This window comes from Sphingomonas sp. S-NIH.Pt3_0716, from assembly GCF_003950715.1.
Taxonomy (GTDB): Bacteria; Pseudomonadota; Alphaproteobacteria; order Sphingomonadales; family Sphingomonadaceae; genus Sphingobium; species Sphingobium yanoikuyae_A.
Map to the genome: position 1 here is coordinate 1 of NZ_QLJK01000141.1, position 531 is coordinate 531.

At 63.3% G+C, this 531-nt stretch carries 1 protein-coding gene; it reads right to left on the bottom strand.

What is annotated here, in order from left to right; translation table 11 throughout:
• On the bottom strand, positions 1 to 531 hold a 531-nt coding region (locus BRX37_RS26515), incomplete at both ends, for a cytochrome c oxidase assembly protein (RefSeq protein WP_125990399.1).

The window sequence follows — 531 nt, forward strand, 5'->3', positions numbered from 1 at the left end:
AGGACAAGACCACCGATGAAATAGCTGGCCCCGCCAACCAGCAGCATGAGGACACCGCCCAGTTGCTGGTCGATCAGCGGGTCCATGCCGGCCAGATGATGATGATCCGCCGCCGCGTAGAGAGGCCGTGGCGCCAGGCCGATCAGGACACCAAGCAACGTCATGTGCATCGATGTCAGCAGCAAGGCACCGATGCCAGCGGCCCGATGATCGGCGCGGAGCACCGATGACCAGAGCAGCAGACCTACGCCAAGGAAACTGACCTGCTCGAGCCCCAGCACTGGCAAGGACGTCATTGTCGCCGCGCGAAGGGCCGGCAGGTGCCAGAGCCAGACCGTGACAAGTTCCACCAGCATCATCGCCATAGGGGTTATAAGGCCGGGCCAGAGACGCGCAGGATCAAGCCGCCCTTGCGACAGGCCAAGGGCAAGAAAAGGCGCTGCAATCGCCACGGCAATCATATGGCCTGCCATATGACCAACCATGCCAAGCGGCAGCACAGCCAGGATCCACCCCGTCGGGACCAGCGCC